Genomic DNA, 21,176 nt, shown 5'->3' with positions numbered 1-21,176 from the left:
CAACTTTCTGCACCTAAGCAGTTAAGGGTGTGGCGCGGGTTTCAATGGCCGCCAGTCGATCGAGCAGCGAAATCGACACATCGTAGGCCGCGCGATAGTCATTTTGACGATTGGCCTGTTGGGAAATGGACTGATCGGGCAGTAATTCATCAATCAACTCGCTGGCCAAAATTTCCAGCATTTCCGCCAACTGTTTCACCTGCGGATAAACCGCGCGGGAAATGGAGGTTTGTGCCTCATCGCGATCGCCCTTTTTGCCCGATCGGGGTTTGAACTCCAGCCCCCCGGTGGCATCCTCCAACAACTCCAGCGTGGCCAGCAATTGCATAGTGGCTCGGTAGGCCTCCTTCAAGGATTCATATTCCTCCTGGGGCGACTCCACCAACCCATCCGCCAACAGCGCCAACGTGCCAATCACCGCATTCAACCGCAACCGTCCCTCGTAGGACAACCGCTCCACCAACACCACCGATCGCATCCGAATTTGTTCAATCAGTGGATGCCGCTCATCTTCCCAATGGGATTGCTGGACTTGTTCGATCGCCTCCGCCACCCGATCGCTGACCGTCGATCGCCACACATCTTCCGCCACATAGCGCTGAAACGCAGCCCCCTCTTGGGTGGCCGCATAGAGCGACGGCAACCGGTTCAGGGCCCAAGCCATCACACTGCCCGGATCGAAGGTAATCTTCACCCCCTCCGCTTCCAGTGCCCCCAACTGGGAAATGGTTTCCTCCATCACCAGTTTTTCCATGGCGTTGTCGCAGCGCACGGGGGTTTTCGTGGCGCTTTCGGAAAACTGCACCGCGTAAAGGCGAGCATAGTAACCTCGCTTGCTCAGCAACTCCGCATGGGTTCCCACTTCCACCACCTGCCCCTTATCGAGCACGGCGATTTGGTCGGCATTTTGCACCGTGGATAGGCGGTGAGCAATCACGATCGTGGTGCGATCGCGGCTTAATTCGTTAATGGCCTGTTGTACCTGGCGCTCCGAGACCGTATCCAGGGCGCTGGTGGCCTCATCCAAAATCAAAATATCGGGGTTGCGCAACAGGGCCCGGGCGATCGCAATTCGCTGCTGTTGGCCCCCAGACAGGCGCACCCCTCGATCGCCCAGCATGGTTTCAAACTGCTCCGGCAAATCCATGATGAAGTCATAGGCATTGGCCCGCCTGGCCGCTTCCATTACCGCCTTGTCTGTTAACTCCTCGCAGCCATAGGCAATATTGGCCCGCACCGTGTCGTTAAACAAAAAGGTGTCTTGACTGACGATGCCCATGGACTGGTGCAAACTGCGGAGGGAAAACGTGCGCAAATCCTGACCATCGATCGTGATCCGGCCGCCCGTGGGGTCATAAAACCGAATCATCAAATCCGCCAGGGTGGACTTGCCGGCCCCTGAGGAGCCAACCAGGGCCAGGGTTGTCCCCCGAGGAATGCGCAAACTGACCCGATCGAGCACCCGGCTTTTGTCGCGGCTGGGGTAAGCAAAGGACACATTTTCAAACCGAATTTCTTGCCGCAGACCGGGGAAGGGCACTGCTCCATCGGGCACAAAATGTTTGCCTTGGCGGCTTAAAAAACGCACCATGGCATCCACCGCCGCCGAGCAAAGGGCTAAGTTATTGAGTGCCTTCCCGAGGGTGGTGACAAAGGCAAAAACCCGCGAAATTAAGAATAGGTAAGTTAATAGAATGGCCGCATAGGCTTCGAGGGATCCGGGAAATACAAATCGCCCAATCCAGACGATCGAGAGCAACGAAGCCACCACCAAAAATTCATTGACCGAAGCCACAAAAGAGCTGAAGGTTTGGGAATGTAAATCCACCCGTTGCCGCTTCAGCAATGTGCCCGTTAAGCGGTTATATTCCAAATCCTCGCTGCTGGTGGCCTTGATTAACCGAATCCCCCCGATCGCCTCCAAAAGCTGACTGGTATAAAGCCGACTGAGCTGCACCCCCCGTTTGCCATATTCCTTGAGTTTTTTGGCAAATCGTTGGTTACTAAGCACCACCAATAGGGCAAAAATACTGGAAATAATCGTGAGTTGCCAGGAAATAGCCACCAATAAACCAATGAAGGTGAGCAAGGTGACCATGGTGGCCACAATTTGCACCACGGTGTTGATTGTGCCCACGGCTCCGCTCATTTCCGAGCCAAGGCGTTGAATTAAATCGCCAGCTTTGGTGCGGCTATAAAAATCCAAGCCCACCCCTAGGAGCATCCGAATTCCTTGAAATGTGCCGTCATTGACCAGGGCCCGGGACAAGTGCCCCCCAACGGCAGTGCTCAAAAAAGCCAGGATGTTTTTAATCAAAATGGCTCCCACGATGGTGGCCACCATGGCAGCACCCCGCTGCTCTTCGGGCAAGGCATCAAAGGTGGAAAGGAGGTTGCGCACCAGTTCTGGGGCATCGGCTCCGAGGTCAATTTTGCGACCCAAAAAAGCCAGGATGCCCGGAACCAGGAGGGCAATGCTGACACCGTTAAAGATGCCGCTCCAGAAACTCAGAATCACCGTCCCAAGAATCCAAAGCCAATTGCGAAGGGCAATGGCAAACAGTAAACGGTTGCTGGGCGAAAGTTTCATGCCAAGGGGGCCAATCAACAGCGATTGAACAGAAATTGAACAGGAATTGAACAGGGGCTAGACAGTGCTCAAACGGTGATTACTTTGCTGCGGCTTCCTGGCGGCTTCCTCGGGGTGCTCTGTTGAAATCGTGACAGAAAATGCAGAATTCGGGAGGCCCCATTGGAGGCCAGCGTTTCTGTATGAACTGCTTGGGGCAGCGGAACAGGAAAGCGGGGCGATCGAGTCCTGCGATCGAGTCCTGCGATCAAAGTATCGCGAAATGTTCAGGGGCTATGGCTAACGCGCCAATCGGTTTTCGCCAATTTTTACCAATTTTCGCCAATATTTTCTATTGAACGGCAATTGAATGGCGATCGGCGGGCGATCGCCCTTGGAAATCCCGAAGCGGCGCACCCTGTCCTGAAGAGGAGATTACGCTCGTGCTTCTGGACGCTGGCCATGCCCACTTTGCTGCCTATCCTGTCAAGTTTTGCCGGTTCCGGTTCGTCCTTGCTGGAAGTACCGGGGGTTGCTCGGTCTGCCCGTCGATCGAGCCAGAATTTGACCGATCGCCCTCGGGCCAGCCGTTCGATCGCCCGTTCCGCCGCGGCCGGCAGTTGGAACCAAGAGCTATATCAACGGTTGCGGCTGTCCTTGGGGTTGGGGTTGCGGCGGCAGGTGTTTTTGGTGGTTTGTGATGATTTGCCCCTGCGCGATCGACTGGCGGGACGGTTGGCCCAGGAGTTGCCCGCGCCGCAGTTAACCACTTTGCGCCTGGAACCCCATCAACCCACCCTGGCGGGGGCGATCGAGTCCCTTTCCGAAACCACGGTGCAACTGTTGGGGGTGGAACAACTGACCCGGCAAGCGGCCCGGCTGCAACGGCAATTTTTAGCGGAATTGGAAGCCTTGGCCAGCAATTGGGCCCATGGAAATTTGAGTCTGTTGTTGTGGGTTCCCCGACCTTGGCTATACACGATTCGGGAATCGGCTCCCCAGTTTTGGGCCTGTTGCACGGGCACGTTTGAGTTTGAAGGCCAGCCAGCGGTGTTGCTGAATCCCTTGTCGGGAGCTGATCGGGCAGCATCCTGGGTTGGGCGCGATCGGGGACGGCCGACCCTGACGGTGTTGCCCCGACCCAACGAAGGAGCCAAGCCGATTGTGCCGCCCTGTCCGCCCGCGCCGACGATTTGGGAGCGGTGGGTGATGGAAGCCACGGCGGCCCGCGCCAAGGCTGCGGCCAAGGGAGTGGCGGCGGAGGTGGCCCGGGCCAGCTTGGAAACGGCGGCCCAATGCTATCAACGGGCGATCGACTGGGTGAAAACTCACGGAGAGCCGGCCGCCCTCCGATCGCTTTACTACGATCTGGGCGGAGTTTATGGCGATTGGGTGCGCTGGGGCGATCCGGCCTGGGCTTGGGAGCGGGCGGTGCTGGCCTACCGAGCGGCGATCGGGGATGGCTCCGGTGGCGATCGGGCTTGGCGAGTGGCGGCCCGCAATAATTTGGGCACGGCCCTTTGGAGTTGGGCCCGCTATGGCGACTCGGTGACCCGGTTGCAAGGAGCGATCGACAGTTACCGAGCGGCTTTGGCGGACTATGCAGAACAACCGGGGGCCGAACCGGCCGCCGGGCGATCGCATCCCGGTGATGAGCGTCTGCCACCCGACTTGCTCTATGGCACGGTGCAGGCGAATTTGGGAACCGCCTACCTAAACCTGGCCCAAGTGGATACCCAAGAACAATGGCTGCTGCTGGCCGCCAGCGCCTTTGAAGCGGCCTTGCCCTATCGCAGCCCGGCCGATCGCCCCGCTGCCTATGCGGCCACCCAAAACAACCTGGGCACAACCTATTGGCAACTGGGGCGGCAACTACAACCGCTGGATCCCCAACGGCGGCGAGACTGCTGGCAACGGGCCGCCCAGGCCTATGCCCAAGCCCTGACCATTGACCCCACCATTCCCGTTGGGTTCGATCGCGCCGCCGCCGCCAGCCAGTTGGCCTGGATTTACTTACAGTTGGGCATCGATTCCTACTTGCCCCTGACGGTGAGCGATCGGGCAGTCCAGCTCGATCGGGCCCTCGCGACCTACGTGCAAATTCTGACCGCCCATGGGGATCAGCCTCCCCTGCGCGATCGGGCCCTCAGCGGGGTGATCGCCACCATTCGCGCCATCTATCAACATCTGGGCCTGGAGGGCCAAAGCCGCGCCCTCTCCAGCATTCCCGGCCAATGGCTGCCGGCCGTGATCGATCGCCTCACCCACTAATCCTTCGTCCTTCTGCCCCGAGCACCCACCCACCAGAGCACCCACCCACCAGAGCACCCACCCGCCAAACAAGGGGTTTAAACCCCTTGCACCCAAGGATCCTGTGGCTCCTGGGACTCTTGCAGCGAATGCTTGGTGAATGCTTAGTCGATCGCCCTGGCCAGCCCAAAAAAATGCGCCAAACTCGGGGGATGCTGTCCCGAAGTTTGGCGCGTCAACCATTCGTTATCAATCAGTTCTGAAGAAGCTTTGGATTAGAGGAGTCGCTTTGGAATTCAAAACGCAACCCTACCCGATCGGCACACAAACGATTGCTAGACGATGGCGGTGCGAGGAGTGGAAACTATTTTTGGCACACCAACTTTTAGCACATTGCGGCCCGAGTCTTGCGAAATTGCAGGTCTCCTTTGGACACGCGCCTTGCCAAAACCTGGGTGAGTTCGATGCACCCTGAATGACCAGGTAGTTTCAAGATCGGGCGATCGCCCCTTACAGCGCACCCAGATAGGACAAGCCCAGGATCGTCCCTAACCCAAGAATGTGGCCAAAGCTCGTGGTGGCCAGCAGGGCCGGGAAACCCATCCCCCCAAACAAAGCGGGCGAGGGCAGGGCCGGAGCCGCACTGGGATACTTAATCGAGTATTTGCCGATGGCGATCGCCAGCACATTGCAAGCAATCATCACCGCACCCACCTTCGGACTCCATTCGAGAGTCGTGGGGACAGCCGCCAGCAAGGACAAGGAAACGTTCAGCATAGATTCTGAAGGGGTGAAACGCCCGAAACACAGCAAATTTGAGGCTATCTTGAACCGAAACCTTGGGGAACGGTGGAGTTTGTTTGCAAGATTTAACGTTTCTTTGAAGAGTTCCAGCAATTCTTGAAGCGGCCCCTTCAGCGGCCCTGCGGAAGATTCGCAATCTTCCGATCCCCTGTTCTGATCCCCCAGATCCAACCGATCGCCCGAGATCGCCTAAGATTGCCCGATCGCCCGCCCCCAGACTCGCCCCAGACCGGTTTGGCCCTCGGATTCCCACGAAGGACAACCCCGCGTGGCACAATAGCCCCCGGATTCCCCATTCGCTTCAGTTCCCCATCAACCGGCTCAAGGCGCGATCGACCATGCAAGTCGTTAACCAATGGTTCACCCTCGGGCGCAATACCCTGCGCGATCGCCCCAATCTGCGCCATGTTTGCATCGTGGCCGCCCTGTTCGGCGCAGTGACCCTGATCCTGGGTTTGCACCGCTACTTCACCCTCTACGCCTCCTACGATCAGGGCATCTTTAACCAAGTTTTTTGGAATAACCTGCACGGGCGCTGGTTCGAGAGTTCTCTCTCTTCCTCCCTCTCCAGCGCCGTCAAACAAGATGGGCAAGCCGCCGAAGTGTTCTATCGCCGTTTGGGGCAACACTTCACCCCCGCCTTGCTCCTGTGGCTGCCAATTTATGCCCTCCATTCCCAAGCAGTCACCCTGGTGTTTTTGCAAGTGGGGCTAATTACCGCCGCTGGCTTTGTGCTGTATGCCCTGGCTCGGCAACACCTCAGTGGCCCCGTTTCCGCTTGGATTGTCACGGGCTACTATGCGGCCAACGCCGTCATTGGCCCCACCTTTTCCAACTTTCACGATCTGTGCCAAATTCCGCTCTTTTTCTTCACCATTTTGTTGGCCATGGAAAAGCGGATTTGGTGGCTGTTTTGGCTGGTGGCAGGCCTCAGCCTATTGGTGCGTGAAGATCAAGGGATTGGGTTATTTGGCATTGGGGCTTACATGGTCTTGAGTCGCCGGTTCCCATCCCAAGGATTGGGACTTTGCACCCTGTCGTTTCTGTATGTGGTGACTTGTACCAATGTATTCATGCCCTTCTTTTCGCCAGATATTTCCAAGCGATTCATGATCGAGCGCTTTGGGCAATATGTGGGAGAAGAGGAGGCTTCCTCGATCGACATTTTGAAAGCCATGTTGACCCAGCCTTGGCTGTTGGTTTGGGAGCTGGTGAATCCGCCCTTTGAAACATTGAAATATTTGGCGGGTCACTGGTTGCCTTTGGCTTTTGTGCCGGCCTTGTCTCCCGCCAGTTGGATTATTTCTGGGTTCGGGTTGCTGAAAATTTTCTTGCAGCAAGGGGAATCGGCCCTGTCCATTAATATTCGCTACGCGATCACGATCGTGCCGGGGATGTTCTATGGGGCGATTTTGTGGTGGAAGTCCCATGGCGATCGATTCAAACAACCGAAATTTCGGCGGTTTTGGGCCGCTTGCATTGCCCTCTCGCTGCTGTTTTCCTTCACCTCCAATCCCCATCGAGCTTTATATTTTCTGATTCCCGATTCGGTGCAGCCTTGGGTTTATGTGTCGCTGCCGGAACAGTGGAGCCATGTGGGCCATGTGCGCAAGGTTTTGGCCCAAATTCCTGAAGATGCGAGCATTGCGGCCACGACCTATTTGGTTCCGCCCCTTTCCAGCCGCCGAGCGATTATTCGCCTCCCTTGGACGGAAATTCGCCGTGATGATCAACAGATTTATTTCGCTGATTATTTGGTGGCGGATACTTGGCATTTAGCCCGCTATCAGGTGGCCTTCAGCAAGGAACGGGGGGAATTGCGGGAGTTTGTTCCCTTAGTCGATCGCACGTTGGCCCAAGGCCAATACGGGGTGCAAATGGTAGAAGATGGGGTAGTTTTGCTGAAGCTCAATACCCCTTCGAATCCGGCGGCTTTGGCTGCTTGGAATCAACGGCGATCGGAGCTATTGCCGCTGATTCAGCCCACCCAATCCTAGAGGCAAATTAAGCAGAATCAAGCAGATCAATTTGGGCTGTTCAGACATGCTCAACAGTGGCTGAATTGGGGATGCAAATACAGGAGGAAAAACGATGGCAATTCGGATTGGCAATGGCTATGACATTCATCGCCTGGGGCCCGATCGGGACTTGATCTTGGGCGGCATCAAAATCGATCACGAGTTGGGATTAGAAGGCCACAGCGATGCGGATGTGCTGACCCACGCAATTATGGATGCGATGTTGGGGGCCCTCAGCTTGGGCGATATTGGTCACTACTTTCCGCCCACGGATCCCCAATGGAAAGGGGCAGACAGCCTGAAACTTCTGGCGCAGGTGAACCAGCTTTTGCGCGATCGGGGTTGGCAGGTCAGCAACATTGACTCGGTGGTGGTGGCGGAACGGCCCAAACTGAAACCCCACATCAACGCCATCCGATCGCGCCTTGCGGAAGTTTTGGGCATTGAACCCGATCGCGTTGGCGTGAAGGCCACCACCAACGAAAAATTGGGCCCCACGGGACGCGAGGAGGGCATCTGTGCCTATGCCGTGGCGCTCTTGGAGACCGTGGCTTAGGGGATGTTTGAGGCCGGTGGTGACGACTAGCGAGGGTTGGCGGGCACTGCGTTGGGGCTGGGGTTGGGCTGAATTTGGGGTTGGGCTGGCTGGAAGGGTTTTTGCTTGCTGTCCATGATCGGCCGCACCAGGGCAAAGCTAATGCCAAAGGCCGTCATGGCAATCAGGGCGATCGCCAAAATGGGCCAAATGCCAGAGCTGGACTCGCCGGAGCCGCCGTTGGGGGTCGATCGCCCAAAGTTGCCCAAGCCTCCCAGCCGGGTCGATTGCGGTTCGTTGGCGGCTCCATAGAACTCTGCCATGGGTTCCAAGTCTGGCAAGGCGTTCCAATCGCTCACGGCCGCTTGCTGGAACGGATCTCCCGCAATCGGGGCGTTGGGGGCCAAGGCGGGCTGGGGCGGCCTGGCGGCCATCGGCGGTGGCGGGGCGATCGGGGCGCTGGGCGCAACACTCAAGGGATTGGGATCTAAGGGGCGCGGGGCATCCTGGGGCGTGGCGTTGGCCCGCAGGGTGGCCACGGCTTCCGCCAAGGCATCCAAGTCCGATCGCAGGCGATCGCGCTGTTGGGTCAGTTGGGCATTGTGCTTTTGCACCGCTTCCAACATGGCGCGGGTAGCTTGCAGCTCCGAAGCCAATTGGCGATAAACCGCCACGGGAATTGTGCCTTGGGAACCGCTTGGCCCGGATGACACAAGGGACTTCGGCGAAACGTTGCTATCCATAGCTCAACTCAACCCAACGTTGAATAACGGCAAAGACTCCCGGCCATTATCAACGATCGCCCTCAGGATCGACTGCCCAATCTGGGTTGTGGACTGGCGCGATGTGGATTTCCCGATCGGGCTGGGGCGATCGCGCGGCCGATCGCCCGTGGCCGAAATGGGGCTAGTTGGCTGGAGTCAGTCCATCAAGTTTTGTAAACTATTCTCCAGTCTCGCAACCTCACAGAGCCACAGTCATGAGCCAAGCCACCGCTGACACCGCCCACGAACCCGTGAAATACGGTGAGCGCCAAATCGAAGAAGGGCAATTGATCACCTTCCCCAATCCGCGGCCGGGTCGGATCTATCATGTGCAAATTAGCTTGCCGGAATTTACTTGCAAATGCCCCTTTTCCGGCTATCCCGACTTTGCCAAAATTTCGATCGACTATGTGCCCGATCAAAAAGTTGTGGAACTGAAGGCGATCAAGCTCTATATCAACAGCTACCGCGATCGCTACATTTCCCACGAGGAATCCATTAACCAAATTTTGGACGACTTTGTGGCAGCCGCTGATCCGTTGGAAGCGACGATCGTCGGTGATTTTAACCCCCGTGGCAATGTCCACACCGTGGTGGAAGTGCGCCACCAAAAACCCGCCCAAGCCTAGCCCAATTTCGGAGTCGATCGCGTGAGCCAACCTTGGCGACAAATTACCCAACAACCCTGGGGATCCATGGCCGGTGCGGCGGCCCTCAGCCTCGCCCTGGCCATGGCGATCGACCAAGGCGTAATTGTCCTGGCCGAAGCCTGGCCGCCCCTCGCGGCGGGGCTGATGGGGTTGGGATCCTGGTCTATTTTTTTAATCCTGGCGATCGGGCTGGGTGTGGGAGCCTTGGCGGTGCATTGTGCCGAGCGGCTGTTTCCGCAAGTGCGACTCAATGGGGGCAGCCTGTGGACGTTGGTGGCTTGTGTGGGGGGCGAGCTGGGTCTTTTGAGTTTGTTGCCGTTGCCGGTGTTGCTGATTTCCTTCAGCGAGCTGATGGTGATGGCGATTTTAGTCGGTGTGTTTTGGCGGGGCCGGGCCCACTGGCGTTGAGCCAGATTGCCAGCTTTCCAAGATTTCTAGATTTCTAAAATCCCAATTTCTAAATTTCTAAAATCCCAATTTCCAAAATCTAAATTTCTAGATTTCTAGAATCCCAATTTCTAAATTTCTAAAAAACTGCATCCAAAACGCGATCGGGTGACGTACTCCAATCGAGCGATCGCGCAGGGTGGCTGATCTCAGTGCAGCCTGTTGGCCAATGGGCCTGGTGTGCCATAGGCGTGCCATAGGCGCGCAATATTTTTGTGCAACTTTCAGTACAACCGGCCTTTAGTGCAACCGGCCTTGCTTCTGCGCGATCGCCCCGAGGTCTCAAACCCGATTTTGATTTCAGGATGATCTTTCATGCGCCATAATCCATTGCCCCGTCCTGTTGCCCAAGGTGCTGTTTCTGCCGTTCGCTGGCGATTGTGGGTGCGATCGGCCCTGCTGTTTGTGCTTAGTGGTTTGTTAACCGTTGTATTTCACGGTTTTGCCCTGGCTCCAGTGGGTGGCCCAGGGGCGGCCTGGGCGGGCGATCGCCCTATGCTCGTGGAAGCGAGCCAGTTTGGCCCGATGCAGCCAGCAAATTTGCTCGATCGCGCCGTGCATCAAAATCTGCAAGCAGCCAAGGCAACCCTGTTGGCCAGCGGAGCCAAAACCAGCGAGCTAAAAACCTTTGTGGCCAAAATGAGCACCGCCGAAACAGTGCCCGTGCGAGCCAACAGCGGCGCTTGGGGAACCGTGGGAGCCGTCCTGTCGGGTAACCGCTTGGTGGTGCGGGGCAGTTTTCGGGAGCTATCCAGCCCCCTGCGCAACTACGTTACGGATCCCGTTAGCCCCCCGAACCCAAACATCACCTCCGCCTTTCACATTCACCGAGGCATGGCCACCGAAAATGGCCCTTTCCAATACGCCCTGCAAGTGATGACCGATGACAGTGGCTTGCTGGGCAGCGCCATGGGTGACTACATGCTCACGGTGGAACAGTTGGATGCGTTGAGCAAAGGGATGCTCTATGTGGATTTGCACACCACTAAAAACCGTGGTGGCGAGCTGCGGGCCGTGTTGAAGCCGCTTTAGCTTCTCCCTTGACTGAAGCACGGAGGCGCTCAGCTTTGGGGTTGACGGACTCCCCGTGATCAATCGACGGGGAGCCGGCCGCTGGCTAGAGTGCAGCGGGAAATTGCAGAAAGTTAGGGTCTGAAACTCCGCGCTTTTGGAGCGTGCTAGGCTGCAATTGGCCGCGAGGTTCGTGGCTTCAGTCTGTGGGTTTGCAATTCTCGAGCTGCCTGTGGCGGGGAGAATGCCAACAGCATTACGCAGACCGATGCTTCGCCCGTGGCCCCAGCCCTCAGAGGCTCAGGATTGCCGGTATCAAGACAGCCAGATCCACCGCCATTGCCTATGGATGCCCAATCCCCTGAGCTTGGCTCCGGCCCAGATTGGGCAGCGGAGGAAAAAAGCCGAGTTGTGGGCCCGCCCGAGCCGAGTGATGCGGTTCTCTGGCAGGCGCTGCGACGGGGGGAGCGGGCCGCCTTGGGGCAGCTCTACGATCGCCATGTGGGGGTGGTCTATGCGATCGCCCTGCGATTGTTGGGTAATGTGCAAGATGCGGAAGATTTAACTCAGGAAATCTTTTTGCAACTTGGGCGCAGTGCCTATGACCCCGATCGGGGATCCTTGCGCACATTTTTGGCAATTTTGACGCGATCGCGCGGCCTCGATCGGCTGCGGGCCCAACGCCGGGCGCGGGCTTCCTTGGAAACTTGGCAAACGGAACAACAACAGGCCATCGCTCAACCGCCGGATCTGTTGGCGGAGTCGCTCGATCAAGCCGAGACGGCGGCCCAGGTGCGTGCGGCCCTGGCCCAACTGTCTGAAAATCAGCGCCAAGTTTTGCAGTTAGCCTACAGCGACGGCCTGAGCCAGTCGGCCATTGCTGAGCGCCTTGGTCTTCCCCTCGGAACGGTCAAAGCTTGGGCCCGACGGGGATTGTTGAAGCTGCGCCAAACCTTGCAGCCCGCTGTGGAGGATGCCTAGCCCCATGAGTTCTCCCATCCTTCCCCCCAATTCCGACGGCTCCAACCCCGTGCCCGAGCCAGCCCCCGTCGAGCCGTTGACCAATGCTGACGCAACCGATCTCGCCCTGGAGCCGATCGAGCCGATCGAGGTGGATTGGTTGTTGGCGGGCTATGTGTTGAATGATTTGGATTCGGATGAGGCGGCCGCCCTGGCCCAACGGTGGGATGAGGCGGCGATTCAACAAACCTTGCAAGAACTGCAAACCAGTTGGGACTTGGTGAACTTACCTGCGCCCGTGCAGCCTGCTGCTGCCTTGCGATCGCGCATTTTGGCGGAAGCTGACCCAGCGGCTCGATCGCTGGACTCTGCACCACCGGAGCCATTGGCATTGTCCGCCGCGTCGGAGTCGGCTTTACCATCGCCCCCCTTCACCCGATCGACCCGATCGACCTGGTGGGCAGAAGTCCAGCAACTGCCTCGTTGGGCCCAACGGGCCGGTTGGGCGGCGGCGGCGATCATTGCGGCCTTGGCGGCGAGTAATTGGTGGTTGTGGCGATCGTTGCAAACCCAACAGGCCCAAGCGCCCGGCCGCCCGATCGTGGTGGTGTTGCGCACCGCCAATCAGGAATCGCCTGCTGGCCGAACCAACGCAGCGGTGGCGATCGAGGTTGATCCGTCCCGGATGGTCGGTCGTTTGCGAGTGGATCAATTGCCGCCCCTCGCGCCGGGCAAGGTCTATGTGCTCTGGACGGTGGTGGATCCCCAGGCTCCATTCACAACGGATCATAAAAATGCCATCTTGACCCATGTGTTTTCGGTGAATCAACCGAGCGATCGGGTTCAAAATTTAGTGTTGCCGAAGGCTTTTTTAGATCTTGAATATGTCAAGGCGTTGGCCATTTCGGTTGAAGATGCCAAAGCGCCCCAACGCCACCAGTCACCGCCCATTTTGATTGAACGTCTTTAATCAAGTGCCGCTGATCTAGCCTTCAGTGATCTGAAACTTCAGCCCAGATTTTCCTAGGTTCTCGGATCCGTTTTCCAAAGCACCATAAAAGCGCCACTGCTATTGGTCAGCTTCACCAAACTGAAAAAGAAAGTAATCCCACCGGTATTTTTAGCCATGAACAATTTGGATCCACCGTAGTTGGGATCCATTTCCGTGACTTCAAATCCCAGTTTTTGCGACAGGGTTGGCTCAATGTAATCCAAATAAGCAGCATTGGCGGACATTTGAGGAATCGCCAACGAGGCAAAGGCCCCGCGATCGACCAAAATTTGGCCATCGGCTCCCACAAAATCCCCATAAATTCCCTCAGGAATAGTTTCAGGAATACTGACCATAAATTCCTGAAGCGTGGCCTCATCATTCGTACCACTTTCCAGCAATTTAGCCAGGATTTCTTTGCTTAATTCATCCACCAATCCCTTGCCGCTGCCGGTGCTGTCGCCGCCCGCCTGATTCACGGGGGGCGTGTTGACCGGCGGCGTATTGGCTAAGGGATCTTCGCCTTGGGGATCGGGCTTAGGGGTGGGTTCGGGCTTTGCGGTGGGGGTGGGTTTGGCTGGTTCCGTGGGCTGGGGTTTGGGTTTGGGCGGCGTGGCTACCAACGCGGTCGATCGCCTGGGGGGCGTGGCTTTGGGCTTTTGGGGCTTCGGTTTTGGGGGCTTGGGCTTGGCGTTTTTGGGTTTTTGAGGCTTCGGTTTTGGGGGGGCGGCGCTCAATTGGGAAACCTTAATCACTTCCTTGGGGGGCTGTTTTTCGGTTTCAGTGCGATCGGGTGTGGGCAACATCAACACCGCCACATGCAACCCGATTGCCACAAACAGCAATGGTCGATTGCACAGGTTCAGCAAATAGGGAATCGATCGCTGAATCTGTTTCCACTGGTTGGCAGCCCAGGGTAGGGAATCAAGTTTAAAGTTCAGCATTGGTGAAGAACCCATGGGAGGCGATCGTCCAAGTGAGTAATGGCAACCGGTCTAAATAGCAATCAAAGTCAAAGCCAAAATCAAAAGCAAAGCCAAAATCAAAAGCGACGCTAATTAACAGTTCAGCAATGAATGCTAAAAATCTAAAAATTCTTTAGCCAACACTGCCCGATAAATAGGATTGGGTCAGTGGATCTTGTGGTTCAGCAAACAGCTTTGTCGTTTTTTGAAATTCCACAAGTTTTCCCAAATACATAAAAGCGGCATAGTCTGAAAATCGCGCCGCCTGCTGTAAACTGTGGGTCACAATCAAGATCGTGACTTGGGCTTTCAGTTGCCGCATTAATTCTTCAATATGGGCCGTGGACATTGGATCCAACGCAGAGGTTGGCTCGTCAAATAACACTAAATCGGGGTTGGTTACGAGGGCGCGAGCAATGCAAAGTCGCTGTTGTTGACCACCAGAAAGATTAAAAGCCGGCTCTTTTAGGCGATCTTTCACCTCATGCCAAAGGGCGGCGGATTTGAGGGCCGCTTCCACCTTTTCATCCAAGTCCGATCGCTGAGTGCGACCCTGAACCCGTAAACCGTAGGCTACATTTTCATAAACCGATTTTGGGAAAGGGTTCGGTTTCTGAAAAACCATCCCAATTCGCATCCGCACCTCGATCGGGTCAATGGTGGGACTGAGAATATTGTGTCGTTGATCTAAGAGAATTTCGCCCCGATAGCGATTGTTAGGATATAGATCATGCATTCGGTTAAAACACCGCAATAAGGTTGTTTTACCGCACCCCGAAGGCCCCATGAGGGCCGTAATTTGCCGATCGGGAATCGCAAGGTTGATATCTTTCAGCACCTGGGACTGGCCGTAGTAGAAATCAAGCGATCGCACTTCAGCTTTAATGGGAAATTGGCTATCAAGTCGCTGCATAGTCTGTGAACTGCTGGTTACCATTTGATTCCTTGACGCAGACGATAGCGGAGATAAATTGCAAGGCCATTCATCAGCAAAGTCATGGTCATTAACACTGTGCCTGCCGCTGCCGCGTTAACCTGAAATTCAGGATTGGGCCGAGAAACCCAATTGAACATTTGAATTGGCATCACGGTGAAGGGAGAATTCAACCATTCCCAGGACACAAAAGGTGGCTTGCCTTGAAAAGGAGACTCGGGCAAAAAGGCAATGAAGGTTAAAGCACCAATTGTGATCAAGCTAGAGGTTTCACCAATCGCCCGCGACAAACCAATGATCGTTCCCGTCAAAATGCCCCCGATCGAGTAGGGCAAAACATGATGCCAAATCACTTGCCATTGGGTGGCTCCCACCGCATAGGCTGCCTCGCGAATCATTTGCGGAATCGATCGCAAGGACTCTCGCGTGGTCACAATTACGATCGGCAAAATCAACAGTGCCAGCGTGCAACCAGCCGTTAAAACACTGCGTCCAAACTTGAATTCATAAACAAACACACCCAAGGCCAAGAGTCCATAAATAATGGAAGGAACTCCAGCCAAGTTGGTGACGTTTATCTCAATCAATTCTGACAGCCAATTTTTGCGAGCATATTCTTCCAAATAAATGCCCGCTGCTACCCCGATCGGCACTGCCACAATGGCAGTCACCGAAATCACTAACAAACTGCCAACCCAAGCGGCTAAAATACCGGCGCGTTCTGGGCGGCGGCTGGCAAAAGCCGTGAAAAATTCCCAGGTACTGAGCCTTGGCCAGCCACTCATGGCCATATGAATAATCAAGGCTGCCAGGGTGAACAATGCCACCATAATTGCCACCAAACCCATCACCATAAAGCCCAGATTCAGCAGCTTGCGTTGATGGAGTTGGTGACCCAGTTGGGGTGTAATGAGGTCTGAAAACTTGGCAGCTAACATCAGTAACGCTCACGATAACGTTTTGTCAGTAAGTGACCAATAATGTTCAGGACAAGGGTTAAAAGAACCAGCGTTAATCCTGCGGCAAAAATGGTTTGATATTGCAAAGTGCCGTGGGGCAAATCGCCCATGCTGACCTGCACAATGTAGGCCGTGATGGTGGCAGCTTGCTCAAAGGGATTGAAGGTGAGGGTGGGTTGCAACCCCGCCGCGATTGTCACGATCATCGTTTCCCCCAAGGCGCGGGATGTGCCCAAAATATAGGCGGACATAATCCCGGAAATAGCTGACGGAAACACCACTTTCAATGCCGTTTGTAGCTTGGTTGCCCCCATGGCATAGGATCCCTCGCGCAGGGTATTGGGCACGGCTTGCATGGCATCTTCACTGATGGAACTCACCAGCGGAATAATGGCTAATCCCATGACTGCGCCCGCGCTGATCATGTTGAAACCGGGGAGCCAAGGAAGCACCTGTTGCAATAGGGGCGTGACCACCAATAAAGCAAAGTAGCCATAAACAACGCTGGGCACACCGGCTAATAATTCCAGCAGTGGTTTTAGAATTTCGCGCACCGTGGCGGGTGCAAATTCACTGGAATAAATGGCGATCGCAGTGCCGAAGGGAATGGCAATGAGCAAAGCCACAAAGGTGGTCGTTAAGGTTCCGGACAGCAGCGGCCAAATGCCATATTTGGGATCGCCAAACAGCGGTGTCCAGCGGGTTTCAGTAATGAATTCCCAAAGGGAAACTTGCTGAAAAAACTGTAGGGATTCACCCACCAAAACGTAAAGAATGCCGAGCAGGGTGGCGATCGAAGAGAGGGCCGCCAGCAATAGCAACAGTTCGATCGCCCGTTCAGTCCAGCGCTGTCGATCGCGCGATCGCCGCCAAGGGTTGAGGGGAGTTGAGTCTCGCAAAGCCATAGGTCTTGATATCAAAGGAGCAAGCGATCGACCCCATCGGCAGACCGCTTGCCCCAGTTCACTCGGTTTGATCAGCTCGATCGGCTCAAGCGCTGGGCCACCGTCGCGATCGACCCGTAATCCCCAGTGGAGTTCGATCGATGCGCAGTTGCCCAGAGCCGCCTGCTATCTGGGCGATCGAGCCTACAGGCCCGCCCGCAACGGCTTGCGGCCCGCTTCCCGTTGGCTCAAGCGTTGGGTTGCCGCCCGGTAATCCGCATCCGGCAGCGGCACGTAGTCCACTTCCCGCACCAGACGAGTCGCATTCTTCAGGTAAAACTCCGAAAACTCGCGCACCTCGGGGCGATCGAGCGCCGACTTCTTCACGTAGATGTAGATGGGGCGCGACAGCGGCTTATAGGTTCCGTCATTCACCGTTGCTACGGCCGGCATCACAGCACCCTTGCCCGAGTCAATGGCCACCGCCTTCACGCGGCTCTTGTTCAGGTCATAGTAGGCGAAGCCAAAATAGCCCAAGGCATTTTGATCGCGCGAAACGCCCTGCACCAAAACGTTGTCATCTTCGCTAGGCGTGTAGTCCGTGCGGCTCTTGTTGTCCTTGCCCAAAATCACTTCATTGAAATAGTCAAACGTGCCCGAATCTGCACCGGGGCCAAACAGCGTGAACTTCACATCCGGCCAGCCGGGACGAACTTGGCTCCACTTCGTAATTTTTCCTTCCGCAGCCCCTTCCCACATGGCCTTCAATTCTGCGGTGGTCATGCTGGCGGCCCAAGTGTTGCGGGGGTTCACCACCACCGTCAGCGCATCGTAGGCAACTGGCAGCTCCACGTACTCAATTCCCTTAGCAGCGCAAGCCTGTTGCTCGCTTTCCTTAATCGGCCGCGATGCGTTGCTGATATCCAATTCACCGTTGCAGAACTTCTTGAAACCACCGCCGGTTCCCGAGATCCCAACCGTCACCCGCACAGCGCCCCGCTTGGAAGCTTGGAACTCTTCGGCCACCGCTTCCGTAATGGGGAACACCGTGCTCGACCCATCAATGGCGATCGTATTGTTCTGGGACTGAGCGGCTTGGGTACCCCAGTTCGTAACAAATGCCAGCGCTGCCACTGCTCCGGCCAAAATCGCGCTCCGACGACGCAACTTCGTAGAGATCATAAACACTTCACTCCAGCACAAAGATTGATTACGAACACCAGCAACCCACCCCAAGACCCAGCCCGCAGCCGTCAGTCAATGTTCAAGCTCTGGCCCAATAGCGAAACCTTAAAACCATTGGCGATTGAAACTGCTGGCTCAGATCTTGGCCGCACTCAATTGGTGCGGAATCGATGCAGTCTTTTGTGTGATGCCAACAGAGCATCGACATTGCCTTGGATTGGCTTGCGATTCATTGAAAATTTGCTGGCAATTGAATCACCGACTCAACACTTGTCTGCCTGAAGTGGGTGATCAAAAACAAACAAACTTCAAGAAGTTGTTAAAAAATTCCAACTTAGCAGCCTCATTATTTCGGAAAGCGGTTATTAGAAGTCTGCTATTGAATTAAGAATGGGTTAAAGAAAATTTAAGCTCATTCTGGTTCGTCGTGAACTTCTAACAAAGTGACCAAAAATCGTGCAATTTTGCGTCTTACGCAAAAATTTAATTACATTTAAACTTTTCTTAATTTAAGCAAGATTGACTTTAGGCAGGAGCAATTAAAAACAGCTTTGAACGCCTAAATGGATTGATTAAGGTGCTCAATTAGCCCTCATTAGTTCTCAACAGTCACATTTCAAGCTAAAAATCTGCACGACCAAATAGAATCGCCTAAGTTAAGAGCAGTTCACGGGCGACTGTCGAAGCAGATTCGAGGGCTTCTTTCAAAATCCTTCCGAAGCAGAGCGCTTCTAAAGCTTCCATACAGCCCTTACTTCGATTACTAAGCACAGTCGCCCGTAGGGTGGGCAGTGCCCACCAAACCGTTGCTTTATGGCATCTGCAATATGGCGTGCCAATAATTCTAGGTAAAGGCTGTATGATTCTTAGAAGACATTTTAGAAAGTATTTTTAAAAAGCATTCTAGAGAGCATCTTTTCAAAAATTTCTCTTCTAAGAATTGCTGAAAAATTGCAAGCCAATTTCAGAATTTAATTTAACTGTATTGGTAAAGTCCAGATTAATTCTGGCTCCTTTTATTTTTCTTCTTGCATTAATTTCCTGGTTTTTCTTGCATTGTATTGACGAGTTGATCAGTGAATTGATTGACCTGTGAATCAATGACACGAATGAACTGATAAATAATTGGTATTTTCTGATATTTTGTGATTGATTACGGACTCTGCCATCGCACTGAACCGATCAGGCGAAGGCCGTGAGTTAAGGGTGCGATCGCACCTTGCAGCTACCCGGGGATCGGTTAGGACATCGATCGACTGACCAAATCGACTAACCAATGGGATGCTTGGGGCTGGTAGGGGCGATCGAGCGGGATCAATGGGAATCGGCAACGCTAGGTATCACAACGCTTTTGGGTTTTAGGGCGGCCATGTCTCAGGTTTTTGATTTGCTGGTGAAAGGGGGGCCGGTCATGTGGCCCCTGCTGGGAATGTCGATCGCGACGGTGGCCGTGACCCTGGAGCGGGCAGTGTTTTGGGTGCGGTTAATGGCCCAGGAAGATCGCATTGTCCATGATGTATTGGCGGCGGCAAAGTATAGCCTGGAGGATGCGGCGATCACGGCTCGCGAGGCCCAAACCCTCCCGATCGGGCGATTTTTGTTGGCTCCCTTGATGTTGAAACAAGCCACCCCGGAAACGTTTAATTTGGCGCTGGAAACGGCCGCCGAACGGGAGTTCGTGAAAATGCGACGGGGCGATAAATTGCTGGAGACGATCGTGGCCGTTGCCCCCCTGCTGGGACTGCTGGGAACGGTGACGGGGCTAATTGCCACCTTCAATAACTTGAACATTGGTGGCGGCGGCGACACCAAGGCCGCCACGGCCGCCGCAGCGGGGATCGGTGAAGCCCTGTTGACCACGGCCTTTGGCATGATTGTGGCGATTATGGCTTTGGTGGTGTTTCGGGTGTTGGTGGTGCTGCAATCTCAGCAAATTGACTATTTCACCGAGGTGGGCAGTCGTTTGGAGCTGATCTATCGCCAGGTTTGGTATGAACCCCTGTTCCCCACGCCGGACTTGCCCAGCGGTGGCGGTCGATCGCCCGGTGGAGAACGGCCAACCCATGGGTTCGACCCCTTGCCCTATGCCGATCGCCCGCCGTCGTTGGTGGATTAGGAGTGGATTAGGACAGGAAACCAGGCCCCATGCGACCCAAGACCCGATCGGCCAATCAGCTCCCAGATGTCAACCTCGTGCCGATGATGGACGTGTTGATGACGGTGCTCACTTTCTTTATTTTGGTGTCGATGACCCTGACCGGGGCGCAGATGCCCAACGTGCAGTTGCCCAAGTCCAAAACCTCAGCGGCGGCGACGGTTCCCAAGGATCCGCTGCTGGTGGGGTTAGACCAAAAAAAGCAGATTTTGCTGAATGACAAACCGGTGACCCCGGCGGAACTGGATCAAGCCGTGGCGGACTATTTTGCCAAACAGCCGGATGGGATGGTGGTGTTGAAGGCCGATCGCACCTTGCCGTTTCGATCGATTGAAGAAGTCTTGACGCTCCTGAAAGCCGTGGGGGGCGATCGGGTCGGTCTTTCCTTCGAGCAGGGTTAATCAACCGCTAGGCTGGTTAGTTCTTGCGGCCGTTGCCTGCCGCTGCCTTGTTTCCTTGGCGCTCATGCCCCCCTCAACCGAAGTGGATTCTCAACCATGCGATCGCGCAATCGACAGACTCACCACAAACCCCCGGAAGTCAACCTTGTGCCGATGCTGGACGTGTTGATGACGGTGCTCACCTTTTTCATCATTTTGTCCATGGTGTTGGGCAGCCAAAACAGCCTGGAAGTGAACCTGCCCGCCAGCGGTGAGGATGCGCCTGCGGAACCCGACCAGGGGCCGCCGCCACCGCCCTTGTTGATTAAGCTGGATCGCCAGGGACAAACGGTGGTGCTCGATCGCGCCATTCCCAAGGATCAACTCAAGGCGGATATTCAGAACTACCTCAAGAATCCCAAGGGCGTGGTGTTGATTCAGCCCGATCGCAACTTGCCCTACGAAAAGGTGTTGCAGTTGGTCAGTGAGCTGCGGGCCGCCGGCCCCGATCGGGTCACCCTGGCGATCGGGGAAGAATGGGCAGCACCTGCGGAGAATGCCCCGGAAAGCGAAGCCGCATCGAATGCGGAAGCGGCTGCCCCGGCGGAAGATGCCGCCAACAACGAAGCCACCGAGGCAGAAACAGCCCCAGCGGCTTCGACTCCCGGCCGAGTGCTCTCGGATGTGCCGGACGTAACGAACGATTAGGAGAATC

General features: G+C 55.5%; 20 protein-coding genes. 12 read left to right on the top strand and 8 right to left on the bottom strand.

Going from position 1 to position 21,176, the window contains the following annotated elements:
• Positions 1-13: 13 nt before the first annotated feature.
• Entirely contained in the window at positions 14-2,590 is a 2,577-nt protein-coding gene (locus H6F46_RS03030) for an ATP-binding cassette domain-containing protein (protein ID WP_190353498.1), read from the bottom strand.
• A 441-nt stretch (positions 2,591-3,031) separates the two neighbouring features.
• On the opposite strand from H6F46_RS03030, the gene H6F46_RS03025 reads away from it, so the two are divergent.
• Positions 3,032-4,840 carry a hypothetical protein gene (locus H6F46_RS03025; protein ID WP_190353497.1) on the top strand — a complete coding sequence of 603 codons (1,809 nt, stop codon included), beginning with the start codon at positions 3,032-3,034 and terminating at the stop codon, positions 4,838-4,840.
• Positions 4,841-5,329: 489 nt separating this feature from the next.
• On the opposite strand, the gene psaK is transcribed toward H6F46_RS03025, so the two are convergent.
• Entirely contained in the window at positions 5,330-5,596 is a 267-nt protein-coding gene (gene psaK, locus H6F46_RS03020) for a photosystem I reaction center subunit PsaK (protein ID WP_099534849.1), read from the bottom strand.
• Positions 5,597-5,961: 365 nt separating this feature from the next.
• On the opposite strand from psaK, the gene H6F46_RS03015 reads away from it, so the two are divergent.
• Together H6F46_RS03015 and ispF are read left to right on the top strand one after the other, a co-directional pair.
• Entirely contained in the window at positions 5,962-7,620 is a 1,659-nt protein-coding gene (locus H6F46_RS03015) for a DUF2079 domain-containing protein (RefSeq protein ID WP_190353496.1), read from the top strand.
• Between the two features lie 94 nt (positions 7,621-7,714).
• Positions 7,715-8,197, top strand: coding sequence for a 2-C-methyl-D-erythritol 2,4-cyclodiphosphate synthase (gene ispF, locus H6F46_RS03010; protein ID WP_190353495.1), 483 nt, complete (start codon positions 7,715-7,717; stop codon positions 8,195-8,197).
• Between the two features lie 26 nt (positions 8,198-8,223).
• Here ispF and H6F46_RS03005 read toward each other — a convergent pair whose 3' ends face one another.
• Entirely contained in the window at positions 8,224-8,919 is a 696-nt protein-coding gene (locus H6F46_RS03005; RefSeq protein WP_190353494.1) for a septum formation initiator family protein, read from the bottom strand.
• A gap of 88 nt (positions 8,920-9,007) precedes the next feature.
• Here H6F46_RS03005 and H6F46_RS03000 point away from each other — a divergent pair, with 88 nt between their 5' ends.
• From H6F46_RS03000 to H6F46_RS02975, 6 genes are all read left to right on the top strand, one after another.
• Positions 9,008-9,175: a hypothetical protein gene (locus tag H6F46_RS03000; RefSeq protein WP_190353493.1), complete on the top strand. Its 168-nt coding sequence runs from the start codon at positions 9,008-9,010 to the stop codon at positions 9,173-9,175.
• On the top strand, positions 9,156-9,569 hold the full coding sequence (queF, locus tag H6F46_RS02995) for a preQ(1) synthase (protein WP_099534845.1): 414 nt from the start codon (positions 9,156-9,158) through the stop codon (positions 9,567-9,569). The genes H6F46_RS03000 and queF overlap by 20 nt, the downstream gene beginning before the upstream one ends.
• A gap of 21 nt (positions 9,570-9,590) precedes the next feature.
• Positions 9,591-9,998, top strand: a complete 408-nt coding sequence (locus H6F46_RS02990; protein WP_190353492.1) for a peptide chain release factor 1 — start codon at positions 9,591-9,593, stop codon at positions 9,996-9,998.
• A 354-nt stretch (positions 9,999-10,352) separates the two neighbouring features.
• Positions 10,353-11,069: a CHRD domain-containing protein gene (locus tag H6F46_RS02985; protein WP_190353491.1), complete on the top strand. Its 717-nt coding sequence runs from the start codon at positions 10,353-10,355 to the stop codon at positions 11,067-11,069.
• A 324-nt stretch (positions 11,070-11,393) separates the two neighbouring features.
• Positions 11,394-12,029, top strand: a complete 636-nt coding sequence (locus H6F46_RS02980; protein WP_190353490.1) for a sigma-70 family RNA polymerase sigma factor — start codon at positions 11,394-11,396, stop codon at positions 12,027-12,029.
• Positions 12,030-12,033: 4 nt separating this feature from the next.
• The gene (locus H6F46_RS02975) at positions 12,034-12,978 is read left to right on the top strand and encodes an anti-sigma factor (RefSeq protein ID WP_190353489.1); all 945 of its coding nucleotides are present in this window, start codon (positions 12,034-12,036) and stop codon (positions 12,976-12,978) included.
• A gap of 53 nt (positions 12,979-13,031) precedes the next feature.
• Here the strand turns inward: H6F46_RS02975 and H6F46_RS02970 are convergent, their stop codons facing one another.
• From H6F46_RS02970 to H6F46_RS02950, 5 genes are all read right to left on the bottom strand, one after another.
• Positions 13,032-13,958: a hypothetical protein gene (locus H6F46_RS02970; RefSeq protein ID WP_190353488.1), complete on the bottom strand. Its 927-nt coding sequence runs from the start codon at positions 13,956-13,958 to the stop codon at positions 13,032-13,034.
• 139 nt (positions 13,959-14,097) lie between these two features.
• Positions 14,098-14,877: a phosphate ABC transporter ATP-binding protein PstB gene (gene pstB / locus H6F46_RS02965; protein ID WP_099532364.1), complete on the bottom strand. Its 780-nt coding sequence runs from the start codon at positions 14,875-14,877 to the stop codon at positions 14,098-14,100.
• A gap of 17 nt (positions 14,878-14,894) precedes the next feature.
• Positions 14,895-15,836: a phosphate ABC transporter permease PstA gene (pstA, locus tag H6F46_RS02960; protein WP_099532365.1), complete on the bottom strand. Its 942-nt coding sequence runs from the start codon at positions 15,834-15,836 to the stop codon at positions 14,895-14,897.
• On the bottom strand, positions 15,836-16,762 hold the full coding sequence (gene pstC, locus H6F46_RS02955) for a phosphate ABC transporter permease subunit PstC (protein WP_099532366.1): 927 nt from the start codon (positions 16,760-16,762) through the stop codon (positions 15,836-15,838). The genes pstA and pstC overlap by 1 nt, the downstream gene beginning before the upstream one ends.
• A 183-nt stretch (positions 16,763-16,945) precedes the next feature.
• On the bottom strand, positions 16,946-17,923 hold the full coding sequence (locus H6F46_RS02950; protein ID WP_190353487.1) for a PstS family phosphate ABC transporter substrate-binding protein: 978 nt from the start codon (positions 17,921-17,923) through the stop codon (positions 16,946-16,948).
• Positions 17,924-19,295: 1,372 nt separating this feature from the next.
• On the opposite strand from H6F46_RS02950, the gene H6F46_RS02945 reads away from it, so the two are divergent.
• From H6F46_RS02945 to H6F46_RS02935, 3 genes are all read left to right on the top strand, one after another.
• Entirely contained in the window at positions 19,296-20,042 is a 747-nt protein-coding gene (locus tag H6F46_RS02945; RefSeq protein WP_190353486.1) for a MotA/TolQ/ExbB proton channel family protein, read from the top strand.
• A gap of 29 nt (positions 20,043-20,071) precedes the next feature.
• On the top strand, positions 20,072-20,482 hold the full coding sequence (locus H6F46_RS02940; protein WP_099532368.1) for a biopolymer transporter ExbD: 411 nt from the start codon (positions 20,072-20,074) through the stop codon (positions 20,480-20,482).
• 96 nt (positions 20,483-20,578) lie between these two features.
• Complete coding sequence (locus tag H6F46_RS02935) at positions 20,579-21,169, top strand: biopolymer transporter ExbD (RefSeq protein ID WP_190353485.1); 591 nt, start codon at positions 20,579-20,581, stop codon at positions 21,167-21,169.
• Positions 21,170-21,176: the final 7 nt, after the last annotated feature.

The organism is Limnothrix sp. FACHB-1083 (assembly GCF_014696485.1).
GTDB lineage: Bacteria > Cyanobacteriota > Cyanobacteriia > CACIAM-69d > CACIAM-69d > CACIAM-69d.
Note: the sequence above shows the minus strand (reverse complement) of the source record. Positions and strands in the feature narration are given on the sequence as shown.

What these genes read in the sequence shown, in the direction of transcription:
- H6F46_RS03030 (WP_190353498.1), bottom strand. Translation starts at nt 2,590, where the DNA reads ATGAAACTTTCGCCCAGCAACCGTTTACTGTTTGCCATTGCCCTTCGC.
- H6F46_RS03025 (WP_190353497.1), top strand. Translation starts at nt 3,032, where the DNA reads ATGCCCACTTTGCTGCCTATCCTGTCAAGTTTTGCCGGTTCCGGTTCG.
- psaK (WP_099534849.1), bottom strand. Translation starts at nt 5,596, where the DNA reads ATGCTGAACGTTTCCTTGTCCTTGCTGGCGGCTGTCCCCACGACTCTC.
- H6F46_RS03015 (WP_190353496.1), top strand. Translation starts at nt 5,962, where the DNA reads ATGCAAGTCGTTAACCAATGGTTCACCCTCGGGCGCAATACCCTGCGC.
- ispF (WP_190353495.1), top strand. Translation starts at nt 7,715, where the DNA reads ATGGCAATTCGGATTGGCAATGGCTATGACATTCATCGCCTGGGGCCC.
- H6F46_RS03005 (WP_190353494.1), bottom strand. Translation starts at nt 8,919, where the DNA reads ATGGATAGCAACGTTTCGCCGAAGTCCCTTGTGTCATCCGGGCCAAGC.
- queF (WP_099534845.1), top strand. Translation starts at nt 9,156, where the DNA reads ATGAGCCAAGCCACCGCTGACACCGCCCACGAACCCGTGAAATACGGT.
- H6F46_RS02985 (WP_190353491.1), top strand. Translation starts at nt 10,353, where the DNA reads ATGCGCCATAATCCATTGCCCCGTCCTGTTGCCCAAGGTGCTGTTTCT.
- H6F46_RS02980 (WP_190353490.1), top strand. Translation starts at nt 11,394, where the DNA reads ATGGATGCCCAATCCCCTGAGCTTGGCTCCGGCCCAGATTGGGCAGCG.
- H6F46_RS02975 (WP_190353489.1), top strand. Translation starts at nt 12,034, where the DNA reads ATGAGTTCTCCCATCCTTCCCCCCAATTCCGACGGCTCCAACCCCGTG.
- H6F46_RS02970 (WP_190353488.1), bottom strand. Translation starts at nt 13,958, where the DNA reads ATGGGTTCTTCACCAATGCTGAACTTTAAACTTGATTCCCTACCCTGG.
- pstB (WP_099532364.1), bottom strand. Translation starts at nt 14,877, where the DNA reads ATGCAGCGACTTGATAGCCAATTTCCCATTAAAGCTGAAGTGCGATCG.
- pstA (WP_099532365.1), bottom strand. Translation starts at nt 15,836, where the DNA reads ATGTTAGCTGCCAAGTTTTCAGACCTCATTACACCCCAACTGGGTCAC.
- pstC (WP_099532366.1), bottom strand. Translation starts at nt 16,762, where the DNA reads ATGGCTTTGCGAGACTCAACTCCCCTCAACCCTTGGCGGCGATCGCGC.
- H6F46_RS02950 (WP_190353487.1), bottom strand. Translation starts at nt 17,923, where the DNA reads ATGATCTCTACGAAGTTGCGTCGTCGGAGCGCGATTTTGGCCGGAGCA.
- H6F46_RS02945 (WP_190353486.1), top strand. Translation starts at nt 19,296, where the DNA reads ATGTCTCAGGTTTTTGATTTGCTGGTGAAAGGGGGGCCGGTCATGTGG.
- H6F46_RS02940 (WP_099532368.1), top strand. Translation starts at nt 20,072, where the DNA reads ATGCGACCCAAGACCCGATCGGCCAATCAGCTCCCAGATGTCAACCTC.
- H6F46_RS02935 (WP_190353485.1), top strand. Translation starts at nt 20,579, where the DNA reads ATGCGATCGCGCAATCGACAGACTCACCACAAACCCCCGGAAGTCAAC.